Origin of the sequence: Marinobacter sp. ATCH36, assembly GCF_023555055.1 — a bacterium.
Lineage (GTDB): Bacteria > Pseudomonadota > Gammaproteobacteria > Pseudomonadales > Oleiphilaceae > Marinobacter.
The window spans coordinates 131,430-150,875 of the sequence record NZ_JAMJPL010000001.1; the positions used below are offsets into that span (position 1 = coordinate 131,430).

The 19,446-nt window shown below is 58.9% G+C and carries 18 protein-coding genes; 10 read left to right on the plus strand and 8 right to left on the minus strand.

The features are described from left to right. Nucleotides 1-21: 21 nt before the first annotated feature. Both M8010_RS00590 and M8010_RS00595 read right to left on the minus strand, forming a co-directional pair. The gene (locus M8010_RS00590) at nucleotides 22-468 is read right to left on the minus strand and encodes an acyl-CoA thioesterase (RefSeq protein WP_250086797.1); all 447 of its coding nucleotides are present in this window, start codon (nucleotides 466-468) and stop codon (nucleotides 22-24) included. A gap of 47 nt (nucleotides 469-515) precedes the next feature. After that, nucleotides 516-1,628 (minus strand): S-(hydroxymethyl)glutathione dehydrogenase/class III alcohol dehydrogenase, encoded by a 1,113-nt coding sequence (locus M8010_RS00595; RefSeq protein WP_250086799.1) that lies wholly within the window; start codon nucleotides 1,626-1,628, stop codon nucleotides 516-518. Between the two features lie 91 nt (nucleotides 1,629-1,719). Between M8010_RS00595 and M8010_RS00600 the strand changes: the two genes are divergently transcribed. From M8010_RS00600 to M8010_RS00620, 5 genes are all read left to right on the plus strand, one after another. Beyond that, on the plus strand, nucleotides 1,720-2,307 hold the full coding sequence (locus tag M8010_RS00600) for a TetR/AcrR family transcriptional regulator (RefSeq protein WP_250086801.1): 588 nt from the start codon (nucleotides 1,720-1,722) through the stop codon (nucleotides 2,305-2,307). Between the two features lie 69 nt (nucleotides 2,308-2,376). Then, entirely contained in the window at nucleotides 2,377-3,126 is a 750-nt protein-coding gene (locus tag M8010_RS00605; protein WP_250086803.1) for an SDR family oxidoreductase, read from the plus strand. 149 nt (nucleotides 3,127-3,275) lie between these two features. Next, on the plus strand, nucleotides 3,276-4,604 hold the full coding sequence (locus tag M8010_RS00610; protein WP_250086806.1) for a DASH family cryptochrome: 1,329 nt from the start codon (nucleotides 3,276-3,278) through the stop codon (nucleotides 4,602-4,604). A 30-nt stretch (nucleotides 4,605-4,634) separates the two neighbouring features. Then, a complete protein-coding gene (locus M8010_RS00615) occupies nucleotides 4,635-5,114 on the plus strand; it encodes a DUF6231 family protein (protein WP_250086808.1) in 480 nt (159 codons plus the stop codon). Beyond that, nucleotides 5,111-5,362: a TIGR03643 family protein gene (locus tag M8010_RS00620; protein ID WP_349666077.1), complete on the plus strand. Its 252-nt coding sequence runs from the start codon at nucleotides 5,111-5,113 to the stop codon at nucleotides 5,360-5,362. The genes M8010_RS00615 and M8010_RS00620 overlap by 4 nt, the downstream gene beginning before the upstream one ends. Nucleotide 5,363: 1 nt before the next feature. On the opposite strand, the gene M8010_RS00625 is transcribed toward M8010_RS00620, so the two are convergent. Continuing rightward, a complete protein-coding gene (locus tag M8010_RS00625) occupies nucleotides 5,364-6,119 on the minus strand; it encodes a fructosamine kinase family protein (RefSeq protein ID WP_250086809.1) in 756 nt (251 codons plus the stop codon). A 107-nt stretch (nucleotides 6,120-6,226) separates the two neighbouring features. Here M8010_RS00625 and M8010_RS00630 point away from each other — a divergent pair, with 107 nt between their 5' ends. The 5 genes from M8010_RS00630 (at nucleotide 6,227) to M8010_RS00650 (ending at nucleotide 10,936) form a co-directional block, all read left to right on the plus strand. Then, on the plus strand, nucleotides 6,227-6,640 hold the full coding sequence (locus tag M8010_RS00630) for a YkvA family protein (protein WP_250086811.1): 414 nt from the start codon (nucleotides 6,227-6,229) through the stop codon (nucleotides 6,638-6,640). Between the two features lie 331 nt (nucleotides 6,641-6,971). Beyond that, a complete protein-coding gene (locus M8010_RS00635; RefSeq protein ID WP_250086813.1) occupies nucleotides 6,972-8,405 on the plus strand; it encodes a circularly permuted type 2 ATP-grasp protein in 1,434 nt (477 codons plus the stop codon). Next, on the plus strand, nucleotides 8,399-9,331 hold the full coding sequence (locus M8010_RS00640; protein WP_250086815.1) for an alpha-E domain-containing protein: 933 nt from the start codon (nucleotides 8,399-8,401) through the stop codon (nucleotides 9,329-9,331). The genes M8010_RS00635 and M8010_RS00640 overlap by 7 nt, the downstream gene beginning before the upstream one ends. Next, the gene (locus M8010_RS00645) at nucleotides 9,331-10,119 is read left to right on the plus strand and encodes a transglutaminase family protein (protein ID WP_250086818.1); all 789 of its coding nucleotides are present in this window, start codon (nucleotides 9,331-9,333) and stop codon (nucleotides 10,117-10,119) included. Before M8010_RS00640 ends, M8010_RS00645 begins: the two co-directional genes overlap by 1 nt. Nucleotides 10,120-10,210: 91 nt before the next feature. Then, nucleotides 10,211-10,936, plus strand: a complete 726-nt coding sequence (locus M8010_RS00650; protein ID WP_250086820.1) for a proteasome-type protease — start codon at nucleotides 10,211-10,213, stop codon at nucleotides 10,934-10,936. Between the two features lie 15 nt (nucleotides 10,937-10,951). Here the strand turns inward: M8010_RS00650 and M8010_RS00655 are convergent, their stop codons facing one another. From M8010_RS00655 to M8010_RS00675, 5 genes are read right to left on the minus strand one after another with little or no spacing between them, the layout of a single operon-like run. Further along, complete coding sequence (locus M8010_RS00655; protein WP_250086822.1) at nucleotides 10,952-12,052, minus strand: lipocalin-like domain-containing protein; 1,101 nt, start codon at nucleotides 12,050-12,052, stop codon at nucleotides 10,952-10,954. Then, on the minus strand, nucleotides 12,049-14,316 hold the full coding sequence (locus tag M8010_RS00660; protein ID WP_349666078.1) for an FtsX-like permease family protein: 2,268 nt from the start codon (nucleotides 14,314-14,316) through the stop codon (nucleotides 12,049-12,051). The genes M8010_RS00655 and M8010_RS00660 overlap by 4 nt, the downstream gene beginning before the upstream one ends. Before the next feature lie 3 nt (nucleotides 14,317-14,319). After that, entirely contained in the window at nucleotides 14,320-15,003 is a 684-nt protein-coding gene (locus M8010_RS00665; protein ID WP_250086824.1) for an ABC transporter ATP-binding protein, read from the minus strand. Continuing rightward, entirely contained in the window at nucleotides 15,003-18,149 is a 3,147-nt protein-coding gene (locus M8010_RS00670; protein WP_250086827.1) for an efflux RND transporter permease subunit, read from the minus strand. Before M8010_RS00670 ends, M8010_RS00665 begins: the two co-directional genes overlap by 1 nt. Further along, nucleotides 18,146-19,387 carry an efflux RND transporter periplasmic adaptor subunit gene (locus tag M8010_RS00675; RefSeq protein WP_250086829.1) on the minus strand — a complete coding sequence of 414 codons (1,242 nt, stop codon included), beginning with the start codon at nucleotides 19,385-19,387 and terminating at the stop codon, nucleotides 18,146-18,148. Before M8010_RS00675 ends, M8010_RS00670 begins: the two co-directional genes overlap by 4 nt. Nucleotides 19,388-19,446 lie beyond the last annotated feature (59 nt).

Consider the following 19,446-nt stretch of genomic DNA (forward strand, 5'->3'; position numbering starts at 1 on the left):
CTGCTTCCCTGAATATTGCCGCTATTCCCCGGCGTGGCTGATCAGCACGCCGGTTGCTCCCACCTCAAGCTTTTCCCGGATGGCATCCGGGACAGGCGTTTTTGCCATCTGTGAAGGCTGAATTAACACGTAGGTTATATCCGCTTCGGCAACCTGCGCCTCTTCGCCGTGGTGATAGAACTCCAGGTGCACCGTGAACGACGTATTGCCTATCCGCCCTGCCTTAATCCTGGCTTCCAGCACATCATCAAACCGCGCCGGTGCGCGGTAATTGATCATGAGGCTGACCACCTGAATGTCGAGATCCTGGTCCAGCAAATTCTGGTAGTCCCCGAACAGAGTGCGGATGTACTCGTTGACGGCGATATCCACGTAATCCGCATAGCGGGCATTGAACACCACACTCTGGGCGTCGCATTCGCCGTAGCGGACGCGGAAACGGAAGCGGAATGAATTATCTGAAACCATCGACTACTCCTGAGCCCCGCGACACTGACGCGGGGCCCTGCTCAACTTCAGAAATGAATAACCGACCGAATACTCTTACCCTCATGCATCAACTCAAACGCCTCGTTGATGTCCTCAAGCGGCATGTTGTGAGTAATGAACACATCCAGGGGAATATCCCCTTTTTCGGCCTTTTCCACGTAACCGGGCAGTTCGGTACGGCCTTTCACGCCGCCGAACGCTGACCCTTTCCAGACCCGACCCGTCACCAGTTGGAACGGGCGGGTGCGGATTTCTTCGCCGGCACCGGCCACGCCGATGATGATGGATTCACCCCAGCCCTTGTGACAGCATTCCAGGGCTGAACGCATCACGTCCACATTGCCGATGCATTCGAAAGAGTAGTCCACACCGCCGTCGGTCATTTCCACAATGACTTCCTGGATCGGCTTGTCGTAGTCCTTGGGATTGACGACGTCGGTAGCGCCGAGTTGTTTGGCGATGTCGAATTTACCGGGGTTAATGTCGATGGCGATAATGCGGCTGGCTTTGGCCATGGTGGCGCCGATGATAGCAGCCAGGCCGATACCACCGAGGCCGAAGATGGCCACCGTTGCGCCCTCTTCCACCTTGGCCGTGTTCAGCACGGCACCGATGCCGGTGGTGACGCCGCAACCGAGCAGACAGACTTTCTCCAGCGGCGCCTCCTTGGGAATTTTCGCGAGGGAGACTTCCGGCAGCACGGTATACTCAGAGAAAGTGGAGCAACCCATATAGTGGTAGATGGGCTCGCCCTTGTAGGAGAAACGGGAGGTGCCGTCCGGCATCACACCCTTACCCTGGGTTTCACGAACGGAACCACACAGATTGGTCTTACCGGAAGTGCAGAATTTGCACTTGCCACATTCGGCGGTGTAGAGGGGGATAACGTGGTCGCCCACTGCCACAGAGGTGACACCCTCACCAACCGCTTCAACAATGCCACCGCCCTCATGGCCAAGTATGGCGGGGAAATTACCTTCGGAATCGGCGCCGGAAAGGGTATAGGCATCGGTATGACAAACGCCAGTGGCGACGATGCGCACAAGCACTTCCCCTTTCTGTGGTGGGGCAACATCCACTTCCACGATTTCCAGCGGTTTATTGGGGGCAAACGCCACGGCGGCACGGGATTTAATCACTGGCAGGCTCCTCTGAAACGGTTGGGAATCTCGGCAATTGCGGACTCCGGTGATTTGACGGATTCTAGACGACCGGTCTAATATACCAAACATGAGCACATACGACACCCGCACTCACATTATTCACACCGGCGCCGATCTGATCGGCCAGAAGGGCTTCGGCGCAACCGGCATCAATGCCGTGCTGACAGCCGCTGGCGTGCCCAAGGGGTCGTTCTACCATTACTTTAGCAGTAAGCACGAATTCGGCCTGGCTGTCATCGATACCTTTGCCGACGAATACGACACCAAGCTGGAACGGATCCTCAACGACACCAGCCGCAGCTGCGTTGACCGCCTGCGCGCTTACTTCGACACCGGTTTCGAAACCATGACCAGCTGCGAGTACACCCGCGGCTGCCTGATTGGCAATCTCGGGCAGGAACTGGCGGGGCAGAACGAGGCTTTCCGGCAGCGGTTGGACACAGTCTTTGCCAGTTGGGAAAAACGTTTCGAACAGTGCCTGCGGGACGCCCAGAAAACCGGAGACATCAACCCCGATATCGACCCTACAGACGCCGCCAGCTTTCTGTTGTCCGGCTGGGAAGGTGCCATCCTGCGCTCGAAAGTCCTCAAGTCCACAGAACCCATGGAGCGATTCGTGCGGGTCTTTTTCATGCAGTGCCTGACCATCCGCTGAAATTTTTTTCGATTATAGGCTAGTAGACTGGTCTAATTACATTCAGTTAACCTTGAAGGAGAATGCCCAATGAGCAACACCAACGACCCGATCAACAGCAAAGTCGTGATAATTACCGGCGCCAGTAGTGGTCTCGGTGAAGCCACAGCCCGTCGCCTGGCCGATCGCGGTGCCCGGCTGGTACTCGCCGCACGTCGGGAAGACCGGCTGAAAGCCTTGACGGAAGATCTGAAAGCCAAAGGTGCCGAGGTAACCTGGCAGGTCACCGACGTAACTGACCGAACTCAGGTCGAATCCCTGGCGGCGAAGGCAAAAGAAGCTTTCGGCAGGATCGATGTGCTGGTCAACAACGCTGGTCTGATGCCCCTCGCGCCCCTGGACGCCCTGAAAGTCGATGAATGGGATCAGATGGTAGACGTCAACATCAAAGGCGTGATGTACGGCATCGCCGCTGTGTTGCCTACCATGCGGGAACAACACAGCGGTCATGTTATCAACCTGTCGTCCGTTGCCGGGCATAAACTGTTCCCCGGCGCTGCTGTCTACTGTGCCACCAAATACGCCGTCAAGGCGCTGTCTGAAGGGCTGCGCATGGAAGCCGGTGACGAGATCCGCAGCACCAACATCTCGCCGGGTGCGGTGGCGACCGAGCTCACCAGCACCATCACCGATCCGGACGCCAAAAAGGCAGCGGACGAGCTCTACCAGGTTGCCATTGATTCCGACGCTGTGGCCCGGGCTATTGTCTACGCCATCGAGCAACCGGCCGATGTCGACATCAACGAAATCATCCTGCGGCCCACTGCTCAGGAACTGTAAATATCACAGATGGAAGGTTCCGGTGCTTGCGGACACGCACACACCGGAACGAATTTTCTCTCCAACAATCTTTTCCCCGTAACGCGCGTATACCTTGGCCAGGGCATCAGACAAAATTCCCTGCAAAATCCCTGAAAGAAGTTGCCGATATGAAAACCCTTTACTGGTTCACGCGGGATCTGCGCCTGCATGACAACGCCGCACTGCTGGCCGCGTCGAAGTCAGACATTCTGCTTTGTGTGTACGTGGTGAACCCGCGCTGGTTTGCGCCGGGCCCGTTCCAATGCAAAACCATGGGTGAACACCGGTGGCGATTTCTGTGGCAAAGTCTGATGTCGCTGGAACGCAGCCTCAGGGCCTTGGGGCAACGGTTGCATATCGCTTTCGGCGATCCTGAAGAGGTAATACCGGCACTGGTGCATGATCACCAGGTTGGTCGGGTAGTACGCTCCCGCCTGCCCGGCACCCGCGAGGCCACGCAATGGCGAACAATCAAGGAGAAGTTGCCACAGACGGTCTTCCAGCAATTCGAAACGCTTAGCCTGTTTACTGAGGGCTCGCTTCCGATGGAGCTGGATAGCCTGCCGGATACCTTTTCCGGGTTTCGCAAGCAAATTGAGAAAAACGGCGAACGTCATTCAGAATTGCTACGCATTCGCACACTGACGGCACTGCCTCCTGCGCCCGGCTATCCCGAAGACAATCGCGGGGAATGCCCGGCCATTCCCGAGCCCCGCCAGCCGGTCTGGTTCAGTGGTGGCGAGTCAGCGGCCCTGGAGCGACTGAACGACTACCTGTTTGTGAATCACCACATCGATTCCTACAAGGAAACCCGCAACGCGCTGGATGATTCCGAGGCGTCTTCCCGTTTGTCCCCCTGGCTGGCCAATGGCTCACTGTCAGCCCGCGAAGTAGCCGACAGCATCACCGACTATGAAAGCAGGCATGTTAAAAACGAGTCTACTTACTGGCTGTGGTTCGAGCTGCTGTGGCGGGAATACTTCTACTGGTACGCCCTGAAGCATAACTCTGACCTGTTTCGCCGTGATGGGGTACAGCACAAAAAGCGCTCTTCTTCCTTCTACCCTCACCGCTTCAAGGCCTGGTGCGCGGGCAGTACGGAATATCCCCTGGTGAATGCTGCCATGAATCAGCTGCGGGAAACCGGCTACATCAGCAACCGCAGCCGCCAGATTGTCGCCAGTTGTCTGGTGAATGAACTGGAACTTGACTGGCGCTACGGTGCGGCCTGGTTTGAAGAGCAACTGGTCGACTACGATGTCGCCAGCAATTACGGTAACTGGCAGTACCTCGCCGGGGTTGGCGCAGACGCCAAGGGGCCAAGACACTTCAATCTGACAAAACAGGCGCAACAGTTCGATCCGGATGGGGAATTCGTGAAGCACTGGCGGGGAGACGCCGCCCAGCCAGTTGGCCTGCACCTGGTTGATGCCGCCGACTGGCCAGTGGGATACTGACCGCTCAATCTCAAAAGGACACGCTCTGCCATGACCACAGCCCATCAGGCCCTGGCCCGCATTATCGACACCTGCCAACCCGCCACCCTGGTGGTTTGTGGCAAAGTCGCTGGTGAGGTGGGTGATCACTGGTGTCAGCACCATAGCGAGTCCGCCATGACAACGCTGGATACCAGGGCCCCGAACGACGCCTTCCCATTACCCCGCACACAGGACCTGGCTCTGATCACGGAAACATTGGAGCACCTGGACCACGATCAGGGAGAGATTCTTCTTGGCCAACTCCGGAATTATGGCACCCATCAGATTGCAGTCGTGGTCGCTGACAATCCGAACTGGGCGTTCACCGATTTCATCGGGCTGGGTTTTCGCCGCCAGGCCGAGCTGGAAGACGAAACCCAGCCATTGACCCTGTACACCTACAACATCGACAGCTACAACCACAAACGCGCCTGGAACAATCCCGACAACTGGGCGAATCCGGAAATGTGGGACAAGGCGTGGTGGTGAATTTCACGGAATCAGAACGTTCCCGCATCATCGAAATGGCCTGGGAGGACCGCACGCCGTTTGAAGCTATCGAAAGCCTGTATGGATTGCAGGAAAAAGACGTTATAAAAATAATGCGACGGGAGTTAAAACGCGGCAGCTTCCGGCTCTGGCGAAAGCGTGTCAGCGGGCGAAAAACCAAGCATCGTGCACTGCGCCCGGCAGGCGTCACGAGAGGTTATTGCCCTACCCAGTATAAGCGCCAATAAGTCACAATCGCCCGATTACTCCCAGATTGCGCCTGCAGGCGTCAAGATACGATGTCCCGAACAGGTTGTAGTGGTTAAGGGTGTGATAAAGGTTATAGATCGCCCGTTTGGTGTCGTAACTCCCCGTTCTCGGATAAACGCGATCGTAAGCACGGTAGAAGGCCGTTGAGAAACCTCCGAACAGCTCTGTCATGGCGATGTCAGCTTCCCGGTCGCCAAAGTAGACAGCAGGGTCAATCAGCCATGGGCCGGCTTTGTCGAACAGTACATTGCCGGACCAGAGATCGCCATGAAGCAGGCTGGGGTGCTGGCAATGCTCGTTCAGGAATTGCGTCAATGCAGCGCCGTTTTGCCCCAGCACACTCTCAAACTCGCTCTTGACCTGGGGGTTACGGATCATCTCAACCTGGACTCCCAGGCGGTCTTTGAGGAAAAAGTCGCCCCAGTCGTCCGTCAGGCGATTTTTCTGTGGTGACAGGCCGATCATATTGTCGCGGTCAAATCCGTAGTGTGGGTGGTGAACGGCATGCATCCGGGCCAGGCCTTCGCCCAGCGTTGTCATGGCCGCCTCACTTGCCGGGCCGGGGTTGATCCTGGGGATAACCAGCTCCCGTTCCGAGACAGATTTCACTTCTGGCACCCGTAACCCACTGACACCGGCTGCCTTGAGGGTATCTGCCAATACCTCAAGCCCCCTGGCCTCAGATAACAGGGCATCGGGAAATGCGGTGGAATTGTTTTTTACGAACTCGGCCATACACACAGTATAACCACGATCCGAAAGCACCCCGCAAACCCCTTGGCTTCGTCGCTACCTTGATGGATCATGGGTCGGGAAAGGCTTTTCACTACAGGAAACGTCCAATGGCTACTTTCAGCGAACGCAGTGCAAACGAACAGTTGAATACCGAAGCCGACAGAGTACGCCGAGATGATGTGGCCGACCTGCTCAGCCGTCAGAAGTCCATAGAGGACAAGGTCAGAAAAAGCGGTAAACTGCGCCGATTCAGTACTGATATCCGGCTTATGTTTTCCATGCTGCGGGACTACTGGCAGGGAAACTACCGGGAAGTGCCGTGGAAAAGCATAGCGGCTATTGCTGGTGCCCTTATCTACGTGCTCAACCCCCTGGACTTGATTCCGGACTTGCTTCTGGGCATTGGCTTCCTGGACGACGCCGGTGTGGTCGCAGCCTGTCTGGCGCTGGTGGAGACCGACCTGTTGCGGTATGCCGCATGGAAAGAGCGTATACAAGAAACAGAAATCACAACGATGTAATCCCCTCGATAACGCACCACGAGTATGCACTATCGGTATTGATGCCCCATTATATCGCCCACTTTTGGGGCACCCTCTGAGCCTGGCTCACTGACAGTTTTGCTTTGCTACCAGGAAACAGTGCCAGTTTGGTGCAGACTTACCGTCGGCTGACACCAGTTTGTATTGACACATCTCCCCTCCTGGCCTTTTCTTAAATAGCCCGCCCTGACCAAAAAACGACTTCCATTGCCAGGGTGGCCTGCCTTTTGCTGTTCCTTCTGACATTGGAACGGCTGGATATAGACCTTCCGCATCCGGCGGGAGGCATGTTCAGGAGAGGGTCATGGTTATGCTGATTCAAACCCCGCCCGAGGGTATTTACGACGAGCTGTTCGACGAAAATAACCGGGTACGGCCCAGCTGCCGGATGCTGGAAAACTGGCTGATCAAGTCCGATGAGGACGTACTCGCCGAGAAGCGTCGCGAAGCGGACGTGCTTTTCCAGCGCCTGGGTATCACTTTCAATGTGTATGGCGAGGACCAGGGCGCTGACCGCCTGATCCCCTTTGATCTGATTCCAAGGGTGATCTCCGCCAGCGACTGGCATCATTTGCAGGCCGGGCTGCGCCAGCGGGTCCATGCCCTGAACCGGTTCCTGTTCGACATCTACCACGATTTTGACATCATCCGCGCTGGGGTTATCAGTGCCGAGCAGGTGTTTGCCAACCCCCAGTACCAGCCCGGCATGCAAAACCTCAAACTGCCCCGCAACCTGTATTCCCACATTGCGGGCATCGACCTGATCCGCCACAACGATGGCGACTTCTACGTGCTGGAGGACAACCTCCGCTGCCCCAGCGGCGTCTCCTACATGCTGGAAAACCGGCGCATGATGATGCGTCTGTTCCCGGAGCTGTTTGCCCAGGCCCCGGTTGCGCCGGTGGAACATTATCCCGCTCTGCTGGGTGAAACCCTGCGCGCCGCCTCCCTGAAACCAAACCCCACGGTGACGGTGCTTACCCCCGGCCGCTTCAATAGCGCCTACTTCGAGCACGCTTTCCTGGCCCGGCAAATGGGCATTGAACTGGTGGAGGGCGCCGACCTTTTTGTGCGCCAGAACAAGGTCTACATGAAAACCACCGTCGGCCCCCAGCAGGTGGATGTAATCTACCGTCGGGTAGACGACGACTTCCTCGACCCACTGGCCGGCAACCCCGACTCCATGCTCGGCGTTCCGGGGTTGTATGCGGCTTACCGCACCGGCAATGTGGTGCTCGCCAACGCCATGGGCACCGGCGTTGCCGACGACAAAGCCATTTACCCCTTCGTGCCGGAGATGATTCGCTTCTATCTGGGCGAAGAGCCCATCCTGAAGAACGTGCCTACGTGGCAGGGAAGAAAGCCCAAGGACCTCAGTTATATTCTGGACAACCTGCCCGAGCTGGTGGTCAAGGAAACCCAGGGTGCCGGCGGCTACGGTATGCTCATCGGCCCCAAGGCGAGCAAAAAAGAGCTCAGCCACTTCCGCTCGCTGCTCAAGGCCAGGCCGGATAATTACATTGCCCAGCCCACGCTGAGCCTTTCCACCTGCCCCACCTTTGTGAATGAGGGTGTGGCTCCGCGGCATCTGGACCTGCGACCGTTCGTGCTCTCCGGCAAAAAAGTGCAGATGGTCCCGGGAGGACTCACCAGGGTGGCGCTCAAAGAGGGGTCCCTGGTGGTGAACTCCTCCCAGGGCGGTGGCACTAAAGACACCTGGGTACTGGAGGACGACCAATGCTGAGCCGCGCCGCATCAAGTCTGTTCTGGATGGCACGTTATCTGGAACGCGCCGAAACCCAGGCCCGCCTGCTGGATGTCAGCCTGACCATGGCGCTGATCGACGTTCCCGAAGACCGGGAAGAGCAGCTTTCGGTACCCTTGCTGGTCACCGGCACGCAAGAGGTGTATCACGAACTCTATGAGGAGATTACCCCGCAGAACCTGATCGACTTTCTGGTTCTGGACGACCGCCACCCTGCCAGCGTGTTCAGTGTTATTGGCAGCGCCCGGGATAACGCACTGCATGTGCGGGGCAACCTCTCGGCCGACGTGTGGGAAAGCATCAACCTGGCGTGGATGGAGCTCAAGGAGCTGCGTCACAAAGGCGTCACCGAGTCCAACGCCAGCCGCGTGTTCGACTGGACCCGCGAACGCTCCCACGTGTTCCGGGGGGCTGCCTACGGCACTCTGCTACGCAATGATGCTTTCAACTTTCTGCGCCTGGGCACCTTTATTGAACGGGCCGATACCACCGCACGGGTGCTGGATATTCGCCATCACATGGCCACCAAATCCCTGGAAGGCCATCCGACTCAGTCGTTCTTTGAGTGGACGGCGCTATTGCATTCACTGGCTGCCTTCGAGGCTTACCAGAACACCTACGGACATAACATCGAGCCAATGAATGTGGCGGAGCTGCTGATCCTCAAGCGGGATGTACCCCGATCACTCCATGCCTGCCTGCAGGAAATCGCCGACCTGCTTGAGCAGATTGAGAGCGGTGAGGCCCGACGCGCACGGCGCCTGGCCTCCAGCCTTTACGCCAACATCCGCTTTGGCGACCGCGAGTACATTGAAGAACGCGGGCTGAACGAGTATCTGACCGATTTCCTGGAGCGTATCGAGCGCATCACCGGTCAGATCCAGAAAGACTACATGGGGTGGTAATGATGAAACTGAACATCCGCCATGACACGACTTATACCTACGATACGCCCATGCACAGCGGCATCCAGTACCTGCGGCTGACACCCCGCAACACGCCACAGCAGAAGATTCAGGAATGGCACCTCACCACCCCCGGCGAAACCAGCCAGATGACCGACGGTTTCGGCAACCTGGTGACCGTCATGACCATGGACAAGGCTGTCACTGAAATCACCCTGACCGCCGAGGGCGTGGTGGACCTGACCGGAAAACCCCTGACCAAAGACGACTCACCCTTCCCACCGGAGGTATTTCTGCGCCATACCCCGCTGACGGAGGCCGATAAAGCCATCAAGGCCTTCGCCAGCCAGTTCTCACCCAACAAGCGCAGCCTGGTGCGGATGATGAACCGCATCCTCGAGCATATCGAGTTCATGCCCGGCGTTACCACGGTCACCCACACCGCGGCGGAGGCCTTCCAGCAGAAAGCCGGAGTTTGCCAGGACCACACCCATGTGTTCATCTCCTGCTGCCGCCATATCGGCGTGCCGGTGCGCTACGTCAGCGGCTACATCCACACCTTCAGCGAACACCACCTGGCCACCCATGCCTGGGCGGAAGCCTGGCTGGGCAGAAACTGGCACACCTTTGATGTGGTCAATCTGCTCAATGTAGCGGAGAGCCATATCAAGCTGGCAACCGGACTGGATTACCGGGATGCGGCTCCGGTTCGTGGTATTCGCAGTGGCGGTGGCATGGAATCCCTTCGCACGCGGGCCTGGGTAACCATGGCGGGTGAAAGCCAGTAACAAAAAGCTTTGAAAACACACACGCCAATTCATGCTTTCTTCGCAGAAAGGATTACACTGGGCGGATTCCTATAACCCGAGGGTAGTCCCCATGACCTACTGTGTGGCGATGCGCCTGGCTGATGGCCTGGTATTCGCATCCGATTCCCGCACCAACGCGGGTTTCGACCAGATTTCCACCTTCCGCAAGATGCATGTGTTTGAACAGCCGGGAGAACGGGAACTGGTGGTCCTGGCTGCCGGCAACCTGGCGACCAGCCAGAGTGTGATCAGCCTGCTGGAAAAACGGGCTGGTTCCGAAATGCCCAACGTTTTTTCCACGGTCTCCATGTTCGAGACGGCGGAGATCGTGGGCAAAACCATCCGCGAGGTCATACAACGTGATAACCCGGAGGGTAAGGTCAACCACGTGGATTTCAGCTGCTCGTTGATCCTGGGCGGTCAGATCCGGGGTGAAGATGCACGGCTGTTCAACATCTACCCGGAAGGCAACTTCATCGAAGCCACCAGGGAAACCCCCTATTTCCAGATTGGCGAATCCAAGTATGGCAAGCCGATCCTCGACCGGGTGGTGAACTACAACTCCCCTCTGGACCGGGCCTATCAGTGCGCGCTGATCTCCTTCGATTCCACCATGAAAAGCAACCTGTCGGTGGGTATGCCCCTGGACGTGGCCATCTACCGCAACGATGAACTGAAACCCTGCTTCATCGACCGTGTGGACGAGCACAACGATTATTTTCATCAGCTCCGCCAGCAATGGCACCAGGGCATCCAGGAACTTGTTACCGGGCTGCAGCCGCCGGTCATTCGCTGATACTGTCCACGCCCCTTAATCCCTGTAGCCGGTCAGCTCCATGTACCCCACGCCATTGTGTGAACCTGTCACGGACACCGGGCTTTCCCAGTATGGATACAGCCCAGCGTTCCAGTAGTCGCCCGATGGCGCCGCAATCGTCAGATTCAACCCCTGTTCCGGAATCTTCAGGCGCCATGTGACCGGAACCCTACCCTGAGCCGACTCGTTCCATTGCGCAGGTGTCAGAGTCATTTCATCACCACTCAGTGGCTCGACCTCGCCTTCTGCACCCACCAAACTGCCAGATACAAAGGCACCCTCGTTTTCACGCAGGCGAAACACCATCAGCTTTTCGTCATTCTCCAGATGCAGTGCAAACCAGTCCCAGCCCTGCTGGCCGGCCTTGAGAAACTGGCTGCTCCATTCCCGGTCAAACCAGCCCACTCCGGAAACCTTCAGGGTTTCATCGCCGAGCGTCACCGTTCCCTTAATCTGTAAATCCACCAGGCTGAAATACATGGAGCCTTCACCACTGGCAGACTTGGCGCTGAAACCATCGTTGCCGTGAGCGACCACGTCGCCGGTATTGATCAGCCGCAGGTCATAGCTCCAGCCATCTCCTTTGACCTGGAGGCGCCACACATCCGATCCTGCCGTCGCCTCCAGCCGCCAGTCATCCAGCCATACCCGGAATGGCTCCACCGTTGCGCCGGCATGGCCGACATCACCCCTGGCCAGTTTTTCCTCGAACCAGTGCTCGCCGCCATAAGATACCGCCCCGTGGGCCATCCAGGCGGCCTCAAGAGGCCACGTCTGCGGATGCGGGGGTTCACTTTCAACAGCCCGGGGTTTCAGTGCCTGGCGGAACTGGGTCCATTGCAGGCCCAATGGCTGATTATCACTGGTTTCAAGGTTGGCGGTGAGGTACCACCATTCAATACGGTGCTGTGGGTGAGGGCCCCAATCGTCGGGGAACACCAGAGTATCCCCTGGCTGCGGCTGCTGAAATCCGGACTCCTCCACCTCGCCAACCTGCTGGGCCAGGCCGGCGAAGCCGGTCTCTGTTGAAGAATCCGAACATGCTGCGACAGCAGCAGCGATCAATAACGCCACAAATCGGGAAAACAGCCTCATGCTTCCACCTGCTTATCACTCACGCGGTGAACCAGCTGCCGGCGCATCAACTGAGCAATCACCAGGCCAGTCAGTACTGCAATTGCGCCAAGCTCCAGCCAGAAAAACGGATACAGGTCCATCGGGAGTGACCAGCCAAAAGCCAGCGGGTTAATGCGGCTGACCAACACCCAGGTCAACCAGATACCCAGTGGCAGGGCAGCGATGGTGACTGTCAGAGTCAGAGTGACCGACAGGCGCCGGAGTTGGCTGCGGATGGCGCTGGCTGGCAACCCCCAGATGCCAAGTAGCCGGAAGTACCAGACCCGGGTGGTGAAAAACACCCAACCCATGATCAGCAGGGCGACCGCCGCCAATACCAGGGTCAATATACTGATGGCACGGGTGAGCAGGAAGGTCTGGCTGAACACCTGCGAGGCCAGCGCACGAATACTGGCGTTATCCCTGACTGTTACTTCAGGCGTGTTCCAGATACTCCCCAGCTGTTCGCTGATATCTGCCATAGCCAGCTCACCGGGGTTCACCGAAAAGCTTTCAAAACGGGCGCTGAAGTTTTCTGGTAGTTCAGCCCCGGACATCAATACCTCTCCTGCCGGGCGTCCATAATCCGCGTAGATGGCCACCACGCTGGTGCTGGCTTCAGTGCCAGCCAGGAGGATCCTGAGGGGATCACCCACTTCGATCCGATGGCGGCGTGCCAGTTGCTCGTTGATCATTACCCCACCGCGTTCGAGGTTCTGCCAGGGCTGATCGACACTGGCCAGCAGGGTCCAGTCGGACACCAGATCACCGATGGGCGTCAGCGCGAACAGATCCGCAGAAACACTTTCACCCTCCGCGCCCATAGCTTTGCCGGAATCACCTGCTGTGATCCGCGCTTTACCTCGGATAACCCGATGCCACGGCCCAATGCCTTCAAGCTCGCTCAACCGTTTCGCCGCAAGACTCGCATCCGCACCCGGAGGCACCTGGACGTAAAACTCCGCCTCCAGCCGCTGGGCCAGCCAGTCTTCAAAGGTGTTTTCAAAGGTTGTCACCAGAGCCTGCACCGCCAGCACCGTGGCCATGGCAAACTGCAGTGCCACCACGGGAAGCGCCAGGTGCCGGAACATCACCGCCAGTTCCCGAAGCCGCCAGCGAATCAGCGGGCCGGTTCCATACACTTCAGCTCCATCAGCCCGCCTTTGAGCCAATATTGCCAGCAATCCGGGCGTAAGCCAGCCGGTGCCGGCAAACACCAGCGCCGTACCCAGAAAAACCCCGGCGAGGCCCTGGGCCAGCGCAACGCTCGCCAGCCCCACAAGCAGAACCGCGACAGCAACCAATTGCCCACGGCCAGACACGGCGGCATCCTGCCAGGTCTGCGGCACGACCCAGTCCACCAGGCAAACCGCAAGCACCAGCAGGACCATAATGCCGGCAGCCTGCCAGGGCAGGGATTCTGTAGAGCCCGCGTAGAGGGTTACATCAAACAGACTGTCGAGAGCCTGCCCGAACCCGCCGCCCAGCATTCCGGCAAGCTGAGCTCCCAACCATAGCCCGGGCAGCACGCAAACACCGGTCAGCACCACCAACTCCAGCGCCAACAATTGACGTACCCGCCGACGGGGCACCCCGAATCGATGCAGCAGGTCAAAGCTGTGCTGGCGCTGGGCAATGCCCAAACGATGCACGCTACGAACCAGCAGCCCGGTGATCAGCAGTACCAGCAGGCTCAGGGCATCCAGATTGAGCAGAAAGCTGTCCGCCAGCTCACCCGTGGCGGGGCCCAGTGAAAATTCACGCAGGGCGTAGCCGTCAGGCAACGCCGGGTTTTCACTCGCGGCAAGTAAGTAAAGCCGGCTGTCATATTCTTCACCGGAAAGCCTCACCGCTTCGCTGATATCAACAAAAGGCGCACCGTCCAGCGTGCCCGCCTCACCCCCGGGCGCTGCATCGCCAAAGCAGCCCATAGCCAGCAGATCGATACCGATCACCCGACCTTCCGGGGGCGGGCGCTGTATCTCTAGCCAGGGCGCGATACACGCGCCAGCCAATCGTAGCGCGACAAAGTCATTAACACCGATTGGCTCACCATCGGAGCGCACCACGTGGACCCGGGCTGCCACCGCCTCCTCACTCTGGAACAGACTGTTGCGGGCCTGATCGGTCAATACGGTGACGCCCGTCCACAGCATGGTGGCCAGCACAATCATCATCGCCAGCGCCGCGAGCTGAATCGGATGCCGGCGGTAATGACTGACGAAGGCCCGTACCAGCATCATGGGTTACCCAGCCCCACTCGGTTTAACAGCGCTCAGATCGAGCAACCGGTCGCAACGGGTGGCCAATGCGGTGTCGTGGGTAGCAAGAATCAGGGCACATCCGGTGTCCCGTTGCATCGTGAACAGGCACTCGGCCACCTCATCGGCGGTGTGGCGGTCAAGACTGCCGGTCGGCTCATCCGCCAGTATCAGAGCCGGTGCCATGGCGAATACCATGGCCAGGGCAGCGCGCTGGGCCTGGCCGCCGGAAACCTGGTCCGGATAACGGTCAGCTTCAGCGCCTAACCCCAAGCGCTCCAGCCAATCACGCTCACCACCCGCCGTGAGGCCGGCCAGGTGAGCCCGCAGGCGAACATTCTCCAACAACGACAGGGCCGGCATCAGGTTAGCATCCTGGAACACCACACCGATGGAGCGTCGCCTCAGCTCTGCCCAACGTGCATCGGAGTCGCTGTTGCCGGAGCTGTCGAACGATTCTCCAACTACGGTGATGGCTCCCTCGTCCGGCTTTTGCAGGCCGCAAAGCAGATTCAGCAGCGTACTCTTGCCAGATCCCGAGCGCCCCACAATCGCCAGGGACTCCCCCGAATGAACACCCAGCGTCAGACCACTGAGCACCGGCACCCGTTGCCCGGCGCTGATAAATTTTTTGCTCAATCCGTCAACGGCCAGTACCGGGCTCGACATCACACGCTCCGCTGAATCGTGGGTTCAGGCTCTTCACCCCGGCGGTAAGCCCGCCACTCGCGGAACTGCTCAAGGTAAGACAGTAACGCCGGGATCACCGCCAGCACCAGCAGGGTCGACAGCCCGAGGCCAAAGGCAATAGAGGTAGCCATGGGGATCAGGAACTGTGCCTGCAGTGAGGTTTCAAACAACAGCGGCAGCAGACCGCCAATGGTGGTCAGGGAAGTGAGCAGCACCGCGCGCACCCGCTGCACCGCCGCCTCGTTGAGGGCATCAGTAATACCCAGGCCCTTCTCCCGCTGCTGGTTATAGAAAGCTACGAGAATGATCGCGTTATTGACCACTATGCCGGAAAGACCGAACAGGCCGAACAGCGAAAGAATGGTGAGCTGCAGCCCCATCAACCAGTGGCCGATCAGTGCCCCAACCAGAGCAAAAGGAATAATGGCCATCACAATCAATGGCATACTCCAGGATGCGAACACCCAGGCCAGAACCACATACATCAGCCCCAGACCGATGATCAGCCCGGTTTGCATATCCTCCATGGTTTCACGCTGGTCGGCTGCCCGGCCCTCAAAGCTGTATCGCAGGTTGTATTGGCTGGCCAGCGACGGCAGTACGTTCTCTTCCAGGCTGGCAATGATCTGGTCAGCGGTACTGATGCGGGTGTTCAGGGAAGCAGTGACTTCTACCGACAGCTCCCCCTCGGCATGCCGCAAAGCCTGAAAGCCCTGACGATGGTCCAGGTTCATGACCTGGGCCAACGGCACAAAGCGTCCGTCGGGTATCCGCACCGTCAGCTGCGACAGGGTTGCCATGCTTTCACGCTGGTCACGGGGCAGTTGCACCCGCACTTCCACTTCATCGCGCCCATCCTGATAAATCTGGGCAATACGGCCGTCAAACGCGGCCCGCAACTGGCGCCCCAGATCATCGGTGCTCAGCCCCAACGCCTCACCATGGGCGCTGACCTGATAGATAAGCTGCTCGCGCCCCCAGGGCATGTCGTCTTCGGTATCCAGCACGCCAGGCAGGGTACGTAATGACTCATTGAGGGTTTCTGCAGCCTTCTTGAGGTCAATGGCGTTCTCTCCCGTCAGCCGCACGTTCACATCTTTGCCCGGCGGGCCGGACTGACGCTCGGAGATAGTGAGGTTATCCAGACCGGCGGGGCGGTTCAGGCTGTCCCGCCAGGTAGTGATGAATTCCGGGTTGCGAACCGGACGGCGGTCCGATGGCACCAACTCCACCATGATCGAGCCCAGCTCATCGCCAGAGCGTGTGGTGCCCTCGGCGCCCTGGCTGGTACCGTGATTGGCAACAGCGTGCAGGATCAGATCACCACCCAGCGCCGCCTCGGTTTCGTTCAGTTTCCGTTGCATTTCAGCGACAAAGTCGTCCACAGTTTCCCGGTTGGTTCCGGCCACAAAACTGGCGTTGGCATAGAGCACCGAGGGCTCCGGTGTGGGAAAGAAGTTGAACCCCAGCCGACCGCCAACGAGTAACCCCACGGTGAGCAGCGCCACCGCCAGGGCTGAAGACAGGGTAAGGCCACGATGCTGCAGCGTGTAGCGGGACACCTTCCGGAAGGGCCCTTCACGGAAACGATCAAAGCCTGACTCAAACCGTTTACGCAGGCGCTCCACCGGGCCGGCTTCCCTCTGCTTGCGTTTGCCGGGAATGAAGGCATGACGCAAGTGAGCCGGCAACACGATGAAACATTCCAGCAACGAGGCGATCAACACGCAGATCATTACCAGAGGAATATCACCAAGGATATTGCCGATCACACCGCCCACCACCAGCAGCGGCATGAACGCTGCCACCGTGGTCAGGGATGACGCCAGAACCGGCCACACCATCCGTTTGGCCGCGCCCTCGGAGGCATAGATGGACTCCTCCCCCATGCGGGCATGGGCATCAGCATCCTCCCCCACCACTATGGCATCGTCCACGATCACCCCCAGTGCCATAATCAGCGCGAACAGGGAAATCATGTTGATAGAGCCACCGATTCCCCAAAGCACCGCCAGCGCCGCGAGAAAGGCAGTCGGTATGCCAATGGCCACCCACAGGGCGACTCGGCCCGGCAGGAACAGGTACAGCAGGATAATAACCAGCACCAGGCCGCCCATGCCATTCTTGATTAACAGGGATATGCGGTCATCCAGCAATTGCCAGGTTTCGTCGTAAACCTCCAGTTCAACGGACGGGGGCAGCACCGGTCGGGTATCCGCCAGCCAGCCTTCAAGCACACCGGCCGCTTTCAGGGAGTTACCGTCTTCTGCCCGCTGCAGCTGGAGCTCCACCGCCGGGTGACCATCCCTCGTCAGCGTCACCTGACTTTCCCGCGCCTCCTGGCGGATGATGGCAATGTCGCCCAGGCGCAGCTGAATACGTTCACCACTGAGCACCGGTATGGTTTCAAAGGCCTGGGGACTGCGACGCTGCTCCACCGAGCGAAGCTCCCGGGTGGCGTCCTGCTGCCCCATCATCCCTGCCGGTAAATCACGGGACACCGACCCTACACGCTCAGCGATCTGGTCAAGAGACAGGCCCAGCGCCTCCAGGCGTTCCACCGGCACATCAATGCTGATCTGTTGCTCCGGCAAACCACGAATGGAAACCCGATCAATGCCCCGAGACAGCAGTTCATCTTCATACCGGTAGGCCAGCTGACGCAGCTCCGACCGGTCCATATCACCATATACCAGCAACCGGCCCACGGGTTCGTATCGCTCAAAGCGGGTTACCTGGGGCTCTTCCGCTTCCGCAGGCAGGTTGGTGAATTCGTCCACCTGCTGACGCACGTCATCCAGGGCCTGGATTGAGTTGGTGTTCTCAGTGAATTCCAGAGTGATGGACGACACTCCCTGGGCGGAGGTCGACGTCATCTTCTTCAGCCCCTGAACGCTGCGAAGACGCTGTTCCAGGGGATTGGTGATACCCTGTTCCACATCTTCAGCAGAGGCGCCACTCCACACCACTCGCACGCTGACAATATCCAGGGCAAAGTTGGGAAAGAACTGGATGTTCATCCGGGTCAGCGCCAGGGTGCCCCCGAGCAGCATCACCAGCATGACCAGATTGGCCGCCACCCGGTGGTGTACAAAGAACCCGATGACACCGCGGCGACGCCTCATTCGACCGCTTCCTGCGCGGCGCCGGCAAGTTCCACCTTCAATCCGGTCATGGCATTGGGGAGGTGGGTGGTAATCAGGGAGTCGCCGGCCTCAAGCCCTTCAGCCGACACCAGCACATAGCGCTCACCGTTCGACCCTCTGGCCTCTCCCAGACGCTTCACCGTTACGCGCTGCATACGCCCGTCATCGGTCATCCGGTAAACACTATCGCTGCCGTAGAGAGCACTGTAGGGAACAGCAATGGCATCCTGTCTTGGCGGTCTCTCGAGCGTAACCGGAAGTAACCCACCCGGGCGCAGGCCACCGGCATCGCCGTTGAGCGTCAGGATCGCTTCGGTACCCGAAGGATCACTGGTACCGGCAAAGCGGGACAGAGTAAAACGCTGCTGGCCATCTGCGCTTGCCGCTCGCAACTCAGCACCCGAATCCAAAGCATCCAACAGCTCCTGCCGGAAAACATTCGGAACCCGGGCTCTCAACTCCAGCCCACGGTCCGGGTAAACGGAAAGCAACCGGGCATTCTGGGATACACGGTCTCCCTCCGCCACCTGGATATCCGTCACAATGCCATCGAAGGGAGCTTTGACCGTGGCTCTCTCGGCGTCCCTGCGCACGGAAGCCAGGCCTGCCCGAGCCCGGTCGAGCCTGGCTTCCAGGCTCTGCACCCGGGAGGGGTGCTCATCGACCGCCCGCTGCCGGGCGCTGACCGTCAGTCGGGCACGTGCCAGCGTATCAGAGGCGGCATCCAGTGCTTCCCGCGAAGACAGATTACGGTTCACCAGAGACTGTGTTCTTTCAAACTGCCGTCTGGCGTTTTCCAGGATAGCCTTCTCACCCTCGAGCGCCTCGCGATCATTGGCATGGCGCACCCGTTCCGACGACAGCTGGGCCTCAAGGTCTTTTACATCCGCCTCGGCCTGATCGACCAGTGGCGAAACGTCCGCGCTGTCCAGGGCGACCAGCAGCTCCCCCGCTTTCACTCGCTGCCCCTCCCGCACCGGCCGGCTTCCAATCCGCCCTGCCAGCGGCGCGGCTACGTTGGTCTGCTCCGGTGCCACAAGCTCGCCATAAAGGGGCAATACCGGCGTATGGGTACCCGGTGCCACCGTCATCACCTCGACCAGCCAGCTGCGTTCCCGTGCGCTGACCGTTTCCGGCTCGGGCCGGGTGGCTTTGAGCAGAAGAAAACCGGCAACACCGATGGCAAGTATCAGTAGGGGAGTGATTCGTTTTATCATGGTTCTCCGGCCAGTCACTATGCGGTGCGCCAATATAGCGCATGTCGGGTTATTGTCAG

Excerpts from the sequence above, each read along its gene's own strand:
- M8010_RS00590 (WP_250086797.1), bottom strand. The coding sequence starts at position 468 with ATGGTTTCAGATAATTCATTCCGCTTCCGTTTCCGCGTCCGCTACGGC.
- M8010_RS00600 (WP_250086801.1), top strand. The coding sequence starts at position 1,720 with ATGAGCACATACGACACCCGCACTCACATTATTCACACCGGCGCCGAT.
- M8010_RS00605 (WP_250086803.1), top strand. The coding sequence starts at position 2,377 with ATGAGCAACACCAACGACCCGATCAACAGCAAAGTCGTGATAATTACC.
- M8010_RS00610 (WP_250086806.1), top strand. The coding sequence starts at position 3,276 with ATGAAAACCCTTTACTGGTTCACGCGGGATCTGCGCCTGCATGACAAC.
- M8010_RS00615 (WP_250086808.1), top strand. The coding sequence starts at position 4,635 with ATGACCACAGCCCATCAGGCCCTGGCCCGCATTATCGACACCTGCCAA.
- M8010_RS00625 (WP_250086809.1), bottom strand. The coding sequence starts at position 6,119 with ATGGCCGAGTTCGTAAAAAACAATTCCACCGCATTTCCCGATGCCCTG.
- M8010_RS00630 (WP_250086811.1), top strand. The coding sequence starts at position 6,227 with ATGGCTACTTTCAGCGAACGCAGTGCAAACGAACAGTTGAATACCGAA.
- M8010_RS00635 (WP_250086813.1), top strand. The coding sequence starts at position 6,972 with ATGCTGATTCAAACCCCGCCCGAGGGTATTTACGACGAGCTGTTCGAC.
- M8010_RS00640 (WP_250086815.1), top strand. The coding sequence starts at position 8,399 with ATGCTGAGCCGCGCCGCATCAAGTCTGTTCTGGATGGCACGTTATCTG.
- M8010_RS00645 (WP_250086818.1), top strand. The coding sequence starts at position 9,331 with ATGATGAAACTGAACATCCGCCATGACACGACTTATACCTACGATACG.
- M8010_RS00650 (WP_250086820.1), top strand. The coding sequence starts at position 10,211 with ATGACCTACTGTGTGGCGATGCGCCTGGCTGATGGCCTGGTATTCGCA.
- M8010_RS00655 (WP_250086822.1), bottom strand. The coding sequence starts at position 12,052 with ATGAGGCTGTTTTCCCGATTTGTGGCGTTATTGATCGCTGCTGCTGTC.
- M8010_RS00660 (WP_349666078.1), bottom strand. The coding sequence starts at position 14,316 with ATGATGCTGGTACGGGCCTTCGTCAGTCATTACCGCCGGCATCCGATT.
- M8010_RS00665 (WP_250086824.1), bottom strand. The coding sequence starts at position 15,003 with ATGTCGAGCCCGGTACTGGCCGTTGACGGATTGAGCAAAAAATTTATC.
- M8010_RS00670 (WP_250086827.1), bottom strand. The coding sequence starts at position 18,149 with ATGAGGCGTCGCCGCGGTGTCATCGGGTTCTTTGTACACCACCGGGTG.
- M8010_RS00675 (WP_250086829.1), bottom strand. The coding sequence starts at position 19,387 with ATGATAAAACGAATCACTCCCCTACTGATACTTGCCATCGGTGTTGCC.